Annotated in this window: 16 protein-coding genes; 9 read left to right on the plus strand and 7 right to left on the minus strand. The window is 51.5% G+C overall.

Annotation, left to right across the window (positions count from 1 at the left end; genetic code table 11):
* The first annotated feature begins 54 nt into the window (after nucleotides 1-54).
* The 4 genes from coq7 (at nucleotide 55) to CHB59_RS11750 (ending at nucleotide 1,520) form a co-directional block, all read left to right on the plus strand.
* Entirely contained in the window at nucleotides 55-675 is a 621-nt protein-coding gene (coq7, locus tag CHB59_RS08140) for a 2-polyprenyl-3-methyl-6-methoxy-1,4-benzoquinone monooxygenase (RefSeq protein WP_089375737.1), read from the plus strand.
* Nucleotides 672-983 (plus strand): DUF2322 family protein, encoded by a 312-nt coding sequence (locus CHB59_RS08145; protein ID WP_089375738.1) that lies wholly within the window; start codon nucleotides 672-674, stop codon nucleotides 981-983. Before coq7 ends, CHB59_RS08145 begins: the two co-directional genes overlap by 4 nt.
* A gap of 74 nt (nucleotides 984-1,057) precedes the next feature.
* Nucleotides 1,058-1,390, plus strand: coding sequence for a hypothetical protein (locus tag CHB59_RS11650; protein ID WP_143738705.1), 333 nt, complete (start codon nucleotides 1,058-1,060; stop codon nucleotides 1,388-1,390).
* On the plus strand, nucleotides 1,380-1,520 hold the full coding sequence (locus CHB59_RS11750; protein WP_179212112.1) for a TonB-dependent receptor: 141 nt from the start codon (nucleotides 1,380-1,382) through the stop codon (nucleotides 1,518-1,520). Before CHB59_RS11650 ends, CHB59_RS11750 begins: the two co-directional genes overlap by 11 nt.
* 64 nt (nucleotides 1,521-1,584) lie before the next feature.
* Here the strand turns inward: CHB59_RS11750 and CHB59_RS08150 are convergent, their stop codons facing one another.
* The 6 genes from CHB59_RS08150 to CHB59_RS08175 form a co-directional block, all read right to left on the minus strand.
* Nucleotides 1,585-1,962 carry a VOC family protein gene (locus tag CHB59_RS08150; RefSeq protein WP_089375739.1) on the minus strand — a complete coding sequence of 126 codons (378 nt, stop codon included), beginning with the start codon at nucleotides 1,960-1,962 and terminating at the stop codon, nucleotides 1,585-1,587.
* A gap of 14 nt (nucleotides 1,963-1,976) precedes the next feature.
* Entirely contained in the window at nucleotides 1,977-2,399 is a 423-nt protein-coding gene (locus CHB59_RS08155) for an OsmC family protein (RefSeq protein WP_089375740.1), read from the minus strand.
* A gap of 81 nt (nucleotides 2,400-2,480) precedes the next feature.
* Nucleotides 2,481-2,939: an FKBP-type peptidyl-prolyl cis-trans isomerase gene (locus tag CHB59_RS08160; RefSeq protein ID WP_179212113.1), complete on the minus strand. Its 459-nt coding sequence runs from the start codon at nucleotides 2,937-2,939 to the stop codon at nucleotides 2,481-2,483.
* A 112-nt stretch (nucleotides 2,940-3,051) separates the two neighbouring features.
* Complete coding sequence (gene dacB, locus CHB59_RS08165) at nucleotides 3,052-4,452, minus strand: D-alanyl-D-alanine carboxypeptidase/D-alanyl-D-alanine endopeptidase (RefSeq protein ID WP_089375741.1); 1,401 nt, start codon at nucleotides 4,450-4,452, stop codon at nucleotides 3,052-3,054.
* Nucleotides 4,449-5,759 (minus strand): adenosylmethionine--8-amino-7-oxononanoate transaminase, encoded by a 1,311-nt coding sequence (locus CHB59_RS08170; protein WP_089375742.1) that lies wholly within the window; start codon nucleotides 5,757-5,759, stop codon nucleotides 4,449-4,451. The genes dacB and CHB59_RS08170 overlap by 4 nt, the downstream gene beginning before the upstream one ends.
* Nucleotides 5,760-5,769: 10 nt before the next feature.
* Nucleotides 5,770-6,249 carry a hypothetical protein gene (locus CHB59_RS08175; protein WP_143738706.1) on the minus strand — a complete coding sequence of 160 codons (480 nt, stop codon included), beginning with the start codon at nucleotides 6,247-6,249 and terminating at the stop codon, nucleotides 5,770-5,772.
* Nucleotides 6,250-6,632: 383 nt separating this feature from the next.
* Between CHB59_RS08175 and CHB59_RS08180 the strand changes: the two genes are divergently transcribed.
* From CHB59_RS08180 to CHB59_RS08200, 5 genes are all read left to right on the plus strand, one after another.
* The gene (locus CHB59_RS08180; protein ID WP_089375744.1) at nucleotides 6,633-6,971 is read left to right on the plus strand and encodes a hypothetical protein; all 339 of its coding nucleotides are present in this window, start codon (nucleotides 6,633-6,635) and stop codon (nucleotides 6,969-6,971) included.
* Between the two features lie 328 nt (nucleotides 6,972-7,299).
* Entirely contained in the window at nucleotides 7,300-8,385 is a 1,086-nt protein-coding gene (locus CHB59_RS08185; protein ID WP_089375745.1) for an efflux RND transporter periplasmic adaptor subunit, read from the plus strand.
* Nucleotides 8,386-8,406: 21 nt separating this feature from the next.
* Nucleotides 8,407-11,586: an efflux RND transporter permease subunit gene (locus tag CHB59_RS08190; protein WP_089375746.1), complete on the plus strand. Its 3,180-nt coding sequence runs from the start codon at nucleotides 8,407-8,409 to the stop codon at nucleotides 11,584-11,586.
* Nucleotides 11,570-13,009, plus strand: a complete 1,440-nt coding sequence (locus CHB59_RS08195) for a TolC family protein (RefSeq protein ID WP_089375842.1) — start codon at nucleotides 11,570-11,572, stop codon at nucleotides 13,007-13,009. Before CHB59_RS08190 ends, CHB59_RS08195 begins: the two co-directional genes overlap by 17 nt.
* Before the next feature lie 61 nt (nucleotides 13,010-13,070).
* Entirely contained in the window at nucleotides 13,071-13,376 is a 306-nt protein-coding gene (locus CHB59_RS08200; RefSeq protein ID WP_089375747.1) for a hypothetical protein, read from the plus strand.
* Between the two features lie 48 nt (nucleotides 13,377-13,424).
* Here CHB59_RS08200 and CHB59_RS08205 read toward each other — a convergent pair whose 3' ends face one another.
* A complete protein-coding gene (locus tag CHB59_RS08205; RefSeq protein WP_089375748.1) occupies nucleotides 13,425-13,757 on the minus strand; it encodes an ArsR/SmtB family transcription factor in 333 nt (110 codons plus the stop codon).
* Nucleotides 13,758-13,779: the final 22 nt, after the last annotated feature.

Below are 13,779 nucleotides of genomic sequence, written 5' to 3' on the forward strand. Positions count from 1 at the left end.
TCCACCAGCAGGCCTCCATATGGAGGCCTGCGCTTTTCAGTTGATTATTGCCTCATGCTAGACCGCATCCTCATCGAGTTTGACAAGACCTTGCGCACCTTGCTGGCGACTCCTGCCAGCCAGCGCCCACAGCCGGGAAAATCCCTGCCAGAAACCCTGACTGAAAAACAGGACAAACAGCGCGCCGCTGCACTTATGCGCATCAACCATACAGGGGAAGTCTGTGCTCAGGCACTTTACAATGGCCAGGCAATCACTGCGCGCAGCCCTGATACAGCCGCAACCTTGCGCCGTTCTGCGCACGAGGAAACCGAGCATCTAGCATGGTGTGAAACCCGCATCAAAGAGTTGGGAGGACGTACCAGCCTGCTGACTCCCCTGTTCTACGGCGGCTCCTTCGGCCTAGGGTTATTGGCAGGCTCGCTGGGAGACCGCTGGAGTCTGGGCTTTGTCGCCGAGACAGAGCACCAAGTTGGCAAACATCTGGCCCATCACCTGAAAATCCTGCCTGCGCAAGACCAGAAAAGCCGTGCCATCATCAGCCAGATGCAGAAGGACGAGGCCAGCCACGCACAACAGGCCATCACACACGGCGCCATCCCGCTTCCATTTCCGGTCAAAGCGGGCATGCGCATACTTTCAACCATCATGACAACCACTACTTATCATCTATGAAAACATTCAGCGAAATTCTGGCTGGGCTGGAACCCAGCGACCACCTGAAAAAAATCGAACTCATCGATCAGGACGGCCATGTCGCCGGACTTATTGAAAATAGACCCGGCAGCCAGGGTTCGGTCAAGGTCTACCATCACCTGCATACCAAATATGGCAGCCTGGGAACTGAAGCTGCCAAAGACGGGCTGGCTCTCTATGCGGAACACACCGCAGATGCACAAGCCCACCCCGGTAAACATCCTAATATTGACCGCCTATTTGAAGTCATTAACAACAACCTCACCTTTCAGATCCAGATCAGCTGACCGCCAGGCCCCGAATGGGGCCTTTTTTTCTATTCCTTCAATTCGTCAGGGATATGAAATCATGAGTACACCCATTGAGTGTCGTACCGACATCTCACCCCCCTCTGCCATTCCAAGAGCCATACGGTACTTGTCGAAGGCACTCAATCGGCAACCAGGTCAAAACCAGCAGCGAACAACAAGCAAATGAATCAACAGAGTCCTACCCAGTAAAATCTGCGGCAACAGCCACGCGGCTCAACACCTCCAGCAAGGAGATGCCGCAGTTCACTTCTGTGCTCACCCGAGAGTTGATAGTCAATTTCAGACTGACATCCGTCAATGATGTGCTGGACATCGCTACTGGCAGAATGGACCGAGCCGAGATGGATGCTCCTATTACGCTGTGGCAATCTTATGGCGAATGACGAGCTGGACCAACACTGGAGTGCAGCATTGAATGTCTACAATCTAACCAACGAGAAATATTTCAATAGTCCCATGTGGGGACAACGTTACTACTCAGCCCCTATGAATGCCAGTGCCACCCTGCCCTGACAGTATTAACCGAAAAGCTAACCCTATAAGAAAGCCCCGCTAATTGCGGGGCTTTCTTATGTTCTCAGAATTTATCCGATATAGGCGGATGGTAAATGATCTGCACATGTGTTCCAGCAGGATCAGCGCAGTAGAAACTGCGCGCACCGTCCCGGTGGGTTTTGGGGGGCATGAGAATCTTGACGCCGTTGGCAACAAAATGTGCGTGCCATTCATCCACTAGTTCCAGTTGACTGATAATAAAGCCGATATGGTCAAGACGCTGCTTGCCAGCAAGCGCTTCCTGACTGCGGTGCAATGCCAGGTTGTCAGTCCCCGAACTCAAGTAATAATTATCGGCATCAGGCTGCCACTCAACCTGCATGCCAACAATATCGACATAAAAGTGCAGGCATGCCTCAATATCCTGCACAAACAGGGCCACATGCCGCAGCCCTTGCATGCCTGATGGACGACTCAAAGTTCTGCCTCGCGAATTTCAAACCCGTGCGTAATTTCTGCTGCCTTGCCCAGCATGATGGAGGCCGAGCAATATTTCTCGGCTGACAGTTTCACTGCACGCTCGACCTGGGCTGGATTCAGGCCTTTGCCAGTCACGACAAAGTGCACATGAATTTTGGTGAATACCTTGGGAACCTCGTCTGCACGCTCTGCCGTAATATCTGCCACACAATCCGTGACAGGTTGGCGCGACTTTTTGAGGATAGTGACGACATCGAACGAGGTACACGCCCCCATGCCGATCAGCAGCATTTCCATCGGGCGCATACCGAGATTGCGGCCACCTGCGTCCGGCGCACCGTCCAGCACGACTGCATGACCTGTTTCCGACTCACCCATGAAACAGACATTCTCAATCCATTTAACACGTGCTTTCATCTTGCCTCTTTGATTCCATTGACTACAAATAGAAAATGCCTGGTGTCACGCATGGCACCAGGCACTAAACCATATACTGACTTATTTGATGCCCAGCAGTTCCACATCAAATACCAGTGTGGCATTTGGTGGAATCACGCCACCAGCACCGCGCGCGCCATAGCCATATTCCGGCGGAATAATCAGGGTGCGTTTGCCACCGACTTTCATGCCGGCAAAACCTTCATCCCAACCGCGAATCACCTGGCCGCCGCCAAGATAGAACACAAACGGTTCACGACGATCGAGTGAACTATCAAACTTCTCACCTTTGCCATCCGGTTTGCTGGGGTCATACAACCAGCCTGTATAGTGAACAGTGACGTTCAAGCCAGCTTCTGCTTCACGACCTTCCCCAACCTGGGTATCGATTTTCTGCAATTCAGTTACGGTATTACTCATTACATTTTTTTCCTTGTCACTATTGGTATCGGCTGAACAGCCGCTCACAGCTAGCATGGCCAGCATAATAGCGCTCGCCAGCATGGCAATTGGTCTCATTGATTATTCCCCCGATAGCAGTTTATAACAGCAACGCCACCTGAGGTAAAACAGGCACTTCCTGCGCTGCGCGAATTTATTATGATACATAGATTATGCCGAACTGTGCGGATCAAGGTTGCCGGTAAATCCAGTCTATGAACGCATCCTGCGCTGCGCGTGAAGCGCTGGCTTTGGGATCATTGACCATAATGACAGTCACCCAGCGCCTGCCTTTCTGATCATGTACGTAGCCCGCCAACGCGCTGACGCCATTGATGGTGCCAGTTTTAAGATGCACATTACCCCGCGCCGGGCTATTCTTCAAACGATTAGCCATGGTGCCATCTGTAGAAGGCAACGGCAGGGATGATACATATTCAGGCATCACGGGACTGCTATAAGCCGCCCGCAGAAAATCCGCCATATGCCTGGCAGTAATCTGCTCATTGCGCGAAAGGCCGGAACCATTCTCCAGCACCAGTTCAGGAAAATACAACCCTTTGCTGGCGAGCCACGCCTTGATTGCCAGTACGCCATCCTCTTCCAGCGCTGGTGTAGTCACCCGTTCTGCCGCGACAGTCAGGAACAACTGCCTGACCATCAGGTTATTGCTGTACTTATTGATGGTGCGAATAATCTCTGCTAATGACTGGGACTGATGCGTCATCAGATGTACCGCCTGCTCCGGCAATGTGCCGTAGCGCCACCCTCCTTGCAGCTTGCCGCCCAACGCCAGCCAATGTTGGCGGAATAGGTTGTAGGCATATGGCCCATCTTCCAGCACATTCAATTCCAATGCCTTATCACGGCAGGATGCCGGATATTCCCCGACAAACGTGATGTTGACCTCATTTTCCTGCGGCTCCACCACAAACCTCAAGCGGCTTTTCCAGTCACCACATTCGCCGCGCACCAGGGTCATCTGATTAGCAATATGAATTTCAGGCAATGCAGGGTCGGCTTCTATTTCCAGCCTGCCATTCCCGGCAAGAAAATTGAATGTGGTGGATTTAATATTGACGGCGAACGCGTCTGGAGCTGCGTTATAAGGTGCATGCGGCTTGTCATCGAATGCCGCCGTATCACGGTATCGTGCAGCAAAAAAATGGGTATCCAGGACAATATCACCACGAATATCCTGCACCCCCGCCTGGCGTAGATCTTCCAGCAGGGCCTGCATGTCTGCAGCCAAGAGATAAGGATCTCCCCTGCCCTTGATGATCAGGTTGCCATGCAACACGCCATTCTCCAGGCGTCCATCATGGTAAATCCCGGTGCGCCAGCGATAATCCGGCCCCAGCAGCTCCAATCCAGCATAAGTGCTAAGCAGCTTCATGGTGGAAGCGGTTTTCATGGGCTGGTCGCTTTGGTGGTCAATCAGGGGTTGTACCTGATCAATACGCTGTGCATAGACGGCAACATTCTCCGCAGGTATCCCGCTTTTCCTAAGCGAATCCGCGACAGGTGCGGGCAAATCGGCATGCACCATCATGCTTGCAAGCAGCAGTATGCAGCCCCATAACCATTTCATATGCTGTCCTTCAGTACGGCCACGGTTTGCTCCAGCATGAAATCTATTTCACTTTCCGTGATGATATAAGGTGGCATGAAATACACGGTGTTCCCCATAGGTCGCAGCAATAAGCCACGTTGCAGTGCTGCCTGGTAAAAACGTTGCTGGAAGCCAGGCTGGCTATCCACCACATCAAATGCCCAGATCATCCCCGTATTCCGCAGCTGACTGATCGGCAAATCATCCCATGCCGCCAGTTGCTGGTTAAGATAGGCAGCCTTGCGCCGGTTACTGTTCAAGACATCCTGCTGCGCAAAGATATCCAGCGTCGCCAGGGCAGCACTGCACGCCAGGGCATTACCTGTATAGCTGTGCGAATGTAGAAAGCCTCGCGTGATATTGTCATCATAGAATGCGGCATACACTTCATCTGTCGTTTGCACGACAGAAAGGGGTAAATATCCTCCAGTGATTCCTTTGGACAAGCAGATGAAATCCGGCCGGATATTGGCCTGTTCACAGGCAAACATGGTGCCGGTACGCCCAAACCCCACTGCAATTTCATCTGCTATGAGATGCACCTCATAGCGGTCACATATCTCACGTAATCTCTGCAAATAAATCGGGTGGTACATCGCCATGCCAGTGGCACACTGCACCAGAGGCTCCACAATCAAGGCAGCAATACTATCGTGGTGCTGGGCAATATAGTTACCGGCCTGTTCAGCGCACCGCAGCGCATACTGTCTGGCATCCTCCCCAGGGCCGGCAAGGCGCCAATCCGGGCTGGGCAACTGCACAGATTCACGCAATAAAGATGCGTAAGTTTCTTTGAACAAGGCAACATCGGTCACTGACAGTGACCCCAGGGTTTCCCCGTGATATCCATTCTGCAGGCTGAGAAAACGGTTCTTTGCATCCTGGCCATGATTACGCCAGTAATGGAAACTCATCTTGAGCGCAATTTCAGTGGCAGAAGCGCCATCGGATGCATAAAAGCTATGGCCGAGTCCGGTCAGGGATGACAATCGTTCAGATAGCTGTATCACGGGTTCATGAGTGAACCCGGCAAGAATCACATGCTCCAATTGGTGCAACTGCTCAATAATCGCTGTCTTGATCTGCGGGTGGTTATGCCCAAACAGGTTCACCCACCAGGAACTCACGCCATCCAGGTAACGCTTGCCGTCAAAATCTTCCAGCCAAACCCCTTCGCCACGTTTGACTGGCACCAGTGGCAAAGCTTCATGGTGCTTCATCTGGGAGCATGGATGCCAGACACTATGAGCACTGCGTTGCAGCCATGTCTGGTTGCCAGAAGTCATCAACCAGCTTTCAGTGCAGGACGTGCCGAACCGTTTCACCAGTCAGCACAATACGGTCAGTATTTAAACCCAGGTCCCAGGCTGCTTCCTGGGTTGCCAGCTGCAACATGCCGCCCAACGCATGATTGAGCTCCGCCGTCAGTGCAATACTGTACACCTCACCAGCCTGACTATGCAGCTCCAGCATGGATTCGGCATGATCTACATGCATAATCTTGCAATCCGTAACCAACACCGGAGCGGAAGATTCTGCCTGACCGCGATCATGATAGGCACCAGACAGGTTGATTCCTTGAATCAGAGGAAGGTTGTCGACTGTTTCATTGAAGTGTTCCAGCAACTCTTCTGCTGTCACGGCAAGCACATCGGCTACCGGTGTTGTTGCCGACAATTCATTTTCCTGCAGCAAGCTCCATAATATCCGGACAATACGCCGCGTCAGCCAGGCATTCAGCTCTGCTGTATCAGCCAGACTGATTTTGAGCAACATGCGATCCTGATGACCGCTATAACTCAAATGAAGCTGCTGAATTGCCATATCATCAAACCCATCCGACATTAACCACTCCTGCACAGATAAAACATGAATTTTGTAATTATAAGGCTTTAAACAATTATTTACCGGACAATCAATACAACCTTGCTGTAATGCTGGGATTTCTCTACCGGACCATCGCCATTCGGCGCAATCTCGCACCATGCATCCTCACACTCAGGGGGCAAAGTATTTTGCAATCCATGAAACCAATTTCAATACCCCAATGTCACAAGCACTGTTGCAAATGATTTTTTACCCATGCTAGGATAGTCGCCGCTTTGCGCCCAAGTTACGTCCCTGCGCATTGCATTTCTATTAATGAACATAGAAGCTTCATGGAACCAAGATTAAATCCGACTGCGCTGAAAATACGACTGATCCTGTTATCAGTCGTATTGTCATTGCTAAGCCTGGCTTATATCTGCATGCAGTTGCCTGATGCGCTCTATGTCACGGATGCCAATGTTGTCCAGATCGTCAAAGTCGAATCCGCGCCCACTGGTGGTGGTGAACCGCCTTCCGAATTGGCACTTACCTTTGCCGGCCTTCTGTTCGCGACACTTCTACTCATCGCCAGCGTACCCACCTCTTGGTTACGTACCAGTAACACCACGGCAAGACGCCTTTATTTCTCTACCAACGCAAGACCTCGAGATCCTCCATCTCTTGCCTGAGGGCAATTCCTGCCCCGGCAGCATTTTCACTGGTTGTTAACAATGCGATGAGCGCGCATTCAGGGATGGATTTTTCCTGCATCCTGGAAGCCCGGCATTAATCACAGCAAGGCAACAAATGACGTGGCCTACACCACACGCACTTGTGCGCCGCTGATCCGTCATCATCCTCTGTTGAGCCAACCCGCGAAAATCCCGCCCCGCCATACCCCTGTTTCACACTAAAGCATCGTCCATAGCCCCTGTGCCAGCAGTCCAGCACATGCCATGTCTCGTGCGCGTGATCCCAGGATTTTGATTTCTTTTTTAACTGAGCCTCATCCATCCTATGATTAAAAAATTTTCTTTTGCTTTAAGCGTTATGGCAGTGCTTCTGGCTGGGTGCCACCCTGCAGAGCATGCTGAGGAACATGAACCACTGAAACTCAAGGTATCCAGCATTCTCAGGCAGGATACTTCTCTCGATAAGGAATATGTCGCGCAAATCCATGCCATCCGGCATATCGAAATAAGGGCGCTGGAAAAAGGCTACCTGGAGAAGATATTTGTTGACGAAGGCCAGCAGCTCAACCAGGGCCAGCCCATGTTCAAGATCATGCCCAATGTCTATCAGGCCGACCTGCAGAAAGCCAAGGCAGAAGCCGATATGTCCATGATCGAATACCAGAATACCAAGGCGCTGGCAGATAAAAATATTGTCTCATCAAATGAGTTAGCGCTTTCCAAAGCAAAACTGGACAAGGCCAATGCAGAAGTCAATGTAGCGGCAACCCACCTGGGATTCACCAATATCAATGCTCCCTTCCCCGGCATCATGGATCACCTGGAAGTCAGAAATGGCAGCCTGCTGGATGAAGGCGATTTACTGACCACACTCTCCGACATCAGCAAAATGTGGGTGTATTTCAATGTGCCGGAAACGGAATATCTGGACTACATCAGCAGCAAGAAAAGCCAATCCCCGGAAAAAGTGCGTTTGAAGATGGCCAATGGTCAGGTGTTTGGCCAGGAAGGTGTGGTTGAAACCATTGAAGCCGATTTTGACAACAAGACCGGCAATATCGAGTTCCGCGCCACGTTCCCCAACCCGGACAAAATACTCAGGCATGGCCAGACCGGCAACATCCTGATGTCGGTGCCATACAAGAATGCCATGCTGATCCCGCAAAAGGCCACGTTCGAAATCCTGGACAAAGTCTATGTCTATGTCGTGAACAAAGAAGACAAGATCGAACAACGGCTGATCACTATTGAAGCAGAGTTGCCGCATCTTTATGTTGTCAAGTCAGGCCTGGCCGACAGCGACAGGATCCTGATCGAAGGTCTGAGGAAAGTCCAGAACGGCCAGAAGATAGCCGTGGATTTCGTTCCGCCTGAAAAGGCTGTTTCAGACCTGAGTCTTTACGCTGAATAAGCCAAACAGAGGGCAATATCAATGCTGAATATATTTATCAAGAGACCAGTCATGGCGATTGTTTTGTCGCTGTTGATTGTCTTCATGGGGTTCTTGTCCATCAAGACCCTGCCAACGGCCCAGTTCCCGGATATTGCGCCACCACGCGTGATTGTCTCGCTGGCATATCCTGGTGCCAGTGCTGATGTGCTGGTGCAGTCATCGCTGATTACCATTGAGCGCGCAATCAATGGTGTCCCTGGCATGAAATACATCGTTTCCGATGCCACCAGTGCCGGGGAAGCGACCATCCAGGTGATCTTTGATCTGGGAATTGACCCCAACCAGGCCATGATCAACGTCAAGACACGTCTGGACCAGGTGATGAGCCGATTGCCAAAACTGGTACAGATGGAAGGTGTCGTGGTTGAACGTGTGCAACCCAGCATGCTGATGTACATCAACCTGTTCAGCAAGGACAAGAATGCTGATGAGAAATTCCTGTTCAACTATGCCAACGTCAATGTCATTCCCGAAATTCAACGCGTCCACGGTATTGCCCAGGCCAAGATCCTGGGTAGCCGCCAGTACGCAATGCGTATCTGGCTCAACCCGGACCGCATGCGTGCCTATAACGTATCGACCGAAGAGGTCATGGAAGCAATCGACAGCCAGAGCGTGATCGGGCGTCCGGGCCGTCTGGGCCAGAGTTCAGGCATTTCTGCCCAGTCCAAGGAATATGTGCTGCTCTACCAAGGCCGTTACAACAAGCCTGAACAATATGAAGACATCATTATCCGTGCCAACGCGAAAGGTGAAATCCTGCATCTCAAGGATATTGCCAAAGTAGAGTTGAGCAGTGAGTTTTATGACATCTACTCCAATAAGGACGGCTATCCATCGGCGGCGATCGTGCTCAAGCAGAACTATGGCAGTAATGCGACCGAGGTGATTGAGCACGTGAAGGAAAAGATGCAGGAACTGAAGGCATCCTTTCCTGAAGGCATGGATTATGAAGTCAATTACGATGTATCAAAGTTCCTCGATGCTTCCATTGAAAAAGTGATACACACGCTGATCGAGGCATTTATCCTGGTCGCACTGGTGGTGTTCATCTTCCTGGGAGACTGGCGTTCCACCCTGATTCCCATCCTCGCCGTGCCCGTGTCCTTGATCGGCACATTTTTTGTTATGCAGATGTTCGGGATTTCCATCAACCTGATCACGCTGTTTGCTCTCGTGTTAGCCATCGGTATTGTGGTGGATAACGCGATCGTGGTCGTGGAAGCTGTCCATGCCAAGATGGAAACTGAGCATTTATCTCCCTACCGGGCTACCCAACAGGTACTGGGGGAGATCGGTGGTGCGATTGTCGCCATTACCCTGGTGATGACCGCTGTGTTCGTACCCGTGGCCTTCATGACTGGGCCTGTGGGTGTGTTCTACCGTCAGTTCTCTATCACCATGGCAGCTTCCATTATCATTTCCGGTGTCGTGGCCCTGTCCCTGACACCTGTGCTGTGCGCCATGTTGCTGAAGAACAACCATGGCCAACCCAAACGCAGGACACCTATCCGCATCTTCATCAATGCATTCAACTATGTGTTCGAGAAAGTAACCGGCCGCTATACCAAGCTGCTTGAAGTGCTTGTCACCAGGAGGATAATCACCATCCTCCTGTTGGGCCTGTTTGCCTTCGGCACCTTCATTGTCGACAAGTCACTGCCCGCCGGCTTCATTCCAGGCGAGGATCAGGGCATGGTCTATGCCATTATCCAGACACCGCCCGGGTCCACACTCGAAGTCACCAACAAGATTGCGCGCCAGTTGCAAACTATCGCCTCCAAGGTGGAAGGTGTGCAATCGGTATCGTCCCTCGCTGGTTATGAAGTACTGACCGAGGGTCGTGGCTCCAATGCAGGTACTTGTATCATCAACCTGAAGGACTGGTCTGATCGCAAGCGCTCAGTGCACCAAGTCATCGAGGAACTGGAAGAAAAGACCAAGGACTTTGGCGCCGTCATCGAGTTCTTCGAACCACCGGCAGTACCAGGTTATGGTGCAGCTTCCGGCCTGGCATTGCGCCTGCTCGACAAGACTGATAACACCGATTATCACGAGTTCGACAAAATCAATAAGGACTTCATGAAGGAGCTCGGCAAGCGCAAGGAGCTCACCGGCCTGTTCACTTTCTATGCTGCCAATTACCCCCAGTATGAAATTGAAATTGACAACAAGCTGGCCATGCAGAAGAAGGTATCCATCGCCAAGGCCATGGACAACCTGGATATCCTGATCGGCAGTACTTACGAACAAGGGTTTATCCGCTTCAACAATTTCTTCAAGGTTTATACCCAGGCTGCACCTGAGTTCCGTCGCTATCCCAGTGACGTACTCAGCTACTACGTCAAGAATGAAGAAGGCGAAATGGTGCCTTACTCAGCCTTCATGAAACTGAAGAAAATGCAGGGTCCCAACGAGATCACGCGTTACAACCTGTATAACTCAGCCACTATCCGCGCCATGCCCGCTGCAGGCTACACCACGGATGACGCCATCAAGGCCGTGGAAGAAGTGGCAAAAGCCACTCTGCCCAAAGGTTATGACGTAGGTTGGGAAGGCTTGTCATTCGACGAAGCCAACCGTGGCAACGAAGCCATCATTATTTTCGGTGTTGTGCTGGTGTTCGTCTACATGGTGCTGGCAGCGCAATACGAGAGCTTCATCCTGCCGCTGGTAGTGGTGCTGTCCCTGCCTGCAGGCATATTTGGCTCCTTCTTCCTGCTGAAAAGCCTGGGCTTGGCAAATGATATTTACGCCCAGGTCGGGCTGGTCATGCTGGTCGGCCTGCTCGGGAAGAATGCCGTGCTGATTGTGGAATATGCCGTGCAGAAACATGAGCAAGGCATGTCAATCAGGGATGCAGCCATTGAGAGTGCAAGAGTCCGCTTCCGCCCTATCCTGATGACCTCGTTTGCCTTCATTGCAGGCCTGATTCCCCTGGTCATGGCGACCGGCGCTGGCGCAGTGGGCAACAGAACCATCGGCACCTCCGCATTGGGCGGCATGCTGTTCGGTACCGTGTTCGGCGTCATCCTGATCCCAGGCCTGTACTACATCTTCGCTCGCATGTCTGAAGGCAAATCCCTGATCAAGAACGAAGCTTTCGAGCCTTTAACTGAAATCTATCACTACAGTAAGAATGATGATGACCAAGAATAAAGCCATTCAACTTATCGTATTGGGATGCATGGCCTTGATGGCGCAATCATGCGCTATCCCGACCATTGCAAAAAAGGAACCGGCAGTTGACCTGCCACAGGCGTTCTCGCCTGACCAGGCCAGCACAGACAGTGCAGCCAAAGTGAACTGGAAGGAGTTTTTTGAAGATCCATATTTATCCAGCCTGATTGATATTGCACTGACCAACAACAAGGAGATCAACATTCTCATGCAACGCATCAGTGTTGCCGAGAACGAAATCCTGGCTAGGAAAGGTGAATACCTGCCTTCCGTTGGCTTCGGTGCTGCGGCTGAAACCGAGCGGACTGCCAAGTACACTCGCAACGGTGCCATTGAGGAAAACCTGGATATCAAGGAAGGCAAGGCATTCCCCAAGTATTTCGGTAATTACCAGTTCGGCCTGGTCGCATCATGGGAGCTGGATGTCTGGAAGAAGCTGAGAAACGCCACCAAGGTAGCCACCATGGAATACATGGCTTCCATCGAGGGTAAGCACTTCCTTACCACCAATCTCGTGGCAGAAGTGGCAGACTCCTACTACGAACTGCTGGCACTGGATAACCAACTCGATAACCTAGATAAGAATATCCAGATCCAGCAGCATGCATTCGATGTCGTGAAACAGCTCCAGCTGTATGGACGCACTACATCACTGGCAGTGAAGCGGTTCGAGGCTGAGGTGAATAAAAACCGCAGCCAACGTTATGAGGTCAAGCAGCACATCGTTGAAACCGAAAACCGGATCAATTTTCTGCTGGGAAGAACACCACAGCCTATCGAGCGTGCCTCAGCTAGTTTCATGGACCTCAAGCCCAAAATGCTGGAGACCGGCATGCCATCCCAGCTGTTGGAGAACCGGCCTGATATTCGCAAGGCGCAGCTTGAACTGGAAGCAGCAAAGCTGAATATCGAGGTTGCCAAGGCCAATTTTTATCCCTCCTTCGCTTTGAAGGCCGGGCTGGGTTTTCAGGCATTCAATCCTCGCTATCTGCTCAACATGCCTGAGTCAGTGGCAGGCTCCCTGGCAGGCGATATCATGGCTCCACTGGTCAACCGGAATGCCATTATTGCTACCTATAAGAATGCCAGCGCCGAACAGATTCAGGCGGCATTCGATTATGAGCAGGCCATTATCAAGGCTTATTCCGAAGTGTCCACCCAGCTTTCCAACATTGATAATCTCGATAAGAACTATCAGTTGAAGAACAGCCAGGTTGAAGCCCTGACCAGCTCCATCGACATCTCCAACCAGCTGTTCCAGTCCGCCCGCGCCGACTATATGGAAGTGCTGCTGACCCAGCGTGATGCCCTGGAAGCCAAGATGGACCTGATTGAAACCAAGCAGAAGCAAATCACGGCAATGATCGACTTATACAGGGCGCTAGGAGGTGGCTGGCAATAACGATGACTCCACTCTCTATCATGCAATCCAAACAATGAATAGATTCACAGGAGATTTTCCAATGAAACAGACAATCCTAATACTGGCTTTCACGACACTGTCCGCGCCATTCCTGATGGCACAGGCGCAAGCCGCCAATCTCAGCCCGCTCAACATACAAGCTGATACACGGGTTTCGGAAACAGTAGTGGTAGCGTCATCCAGGAATGCAGCCGTTGCCAACAACAACCGGCCGCACCCTAAGTATAGCTTTAACATCAATCGCATCAATACTTCTGCCGAACAGGCAGACCGCAACCGGGGCAAGCATTTCATTTATACCACTCACCCCAAGACTGGTTTCAGGATCAAGCGCTATGTAGGTTAACCAGCAAACGCTCTGTAGCAAGCCCGGCCTGACACAGGCTGGGCTTTTTTATTGCTCATTGGATATTGATGCAGACAAGCAGATGGTCTTGAGTACAGCATTAAGGACACCGGGGAATTTCTCTTCGATTTCGGCAAGCCGCAGTGAATTCAAGTGCTCCTTGCCATCAATCACGGTTTCCACGATGCCAGCAGCGCGCAAAATCTTGAAATGGTGCGACATACTGGATTTAGGCCGGTTCAGGTCCAACTCGCCACACGTCATCTGCCTGCCAGCCTGGGCCAGCCGCCCGACAATCTCAATGCGTGCCGGGTCCGAGAGAGCGTACATGATATCTGTCAGCTCAACCTGGTCAATCGGGGGATGTTTAATTTGCCTCATGGACAAAATTTATCATAGCCGT

It is taken from the genome of Methylobacillus rhizosphaerae, from assembly GCF_900187985.1.
Taxonomy (GTDB): domain Bacteria; phylum Pseudomonadota; class Gammaproteobacteria; order Burkholderiales; family Methylophilaceae; genus Methylobacillus; species Methylobacillus rhizosphaerae.

Coding starts and splice junctions, on each gene's coding strand:
- coq7 (WP_089375737.1), top strand. CDS start 55: ATGCTAGACCGCATCCTCATCGAGTTTGACAAGACCTTGCGCACCTTG.
- CHB59_RS08145 (WP_089375738.1), top strand. CDS start 672: ATGAAAACATTCAGCGAAATTCTGGCTGGGCTGGAACCCAGCGACCAC.
- CHB59_RS11750 (WP_179212112.1), top strand. CDS start 1,380: ATGGCGAATGACGAGCTGGACCAACACTGGAGTGCAGCATTGAATGTC.
- CHB59_RS08150 (WP_089375739.1), bottom strand. CDS start 1,962: ATGCAAGGGCTGCGGCATGTGGCCCTGTTTGTGCAGGATATTGAGGCA.
- CHB59_RS08155 (WP_089375740.1), bottom strand. CDS start 2,399: ATGAAAGCACGTGTTAAATGGATTGAGAATGTCTGTTTCATGGGTGAG.
- CHB59_RS08160 (WP_179212113.1), bottom strand. CDS start 2,939: ATGAGACCAATTGCCATGCTGGCGAGCGCTATTATGCTGGCCATGCTA.
- dacB (WP_089375741.1), bottom strand. CDS start 4,452: ATGAAATGGTTATGGGGCTGCATACTGCTGCTTGCAAGCATGATGGTG.
- CHB59_RS08170 (WP_089375742.1), bottom strand. CDS start 5,759: ATGACTTCTGGCAACCAGACATGGCTGCAACGCAGTGCTCATAGTGTC.
- CHB59_RS08175 (WP_143738706.1), bottom strand. CDS start 6,249: ATGTTGCTCAAAATCAGTCTGGCTGATACAGCAGAGCTGAATGCCTGG.
- CHB59_RS08180 (WP_089375744.1), top strand. CDS start 6,633: ATGGAACCAAGATTAAATCCGACTGCGCTGAAAATACGACTGATCCTG.
- CHB59_RS08185 (WP_089375745.1), top strand. CDS start 7,300: ATGATTAAAAAATTTTCTTTTGCTTTAAGCGTTATGGCAGTGCTTCTG.
- CHB59_RS08190 (WP_089375746.1), top strand. CDS start 8,407: ATGCTGAATATATTTATCAAGAGACCAGTCATGGCGATTGTTTTGTCG.
- CHB59_RS08195 (WP_089375842.1), top strand. CDS start 11,570: ATGATGACCAAGAATAAAGCCATTCAACTTATCGTATTGGGATGCATG.
- CHB59_RS08200 (WP_089375747.1), top strand. CDS start 13,071: ATGAAACAGACAATCCTAATACTGGCTTTCACGACACTGTCCGCGCCA.
- CHB59_RS08205 (WP_089375748.1), bottom strand. CDS start 13,757: ATGAGGCAAATTAAACATCCCCCGATTGACCAGGTTGAGCTGACAGAT.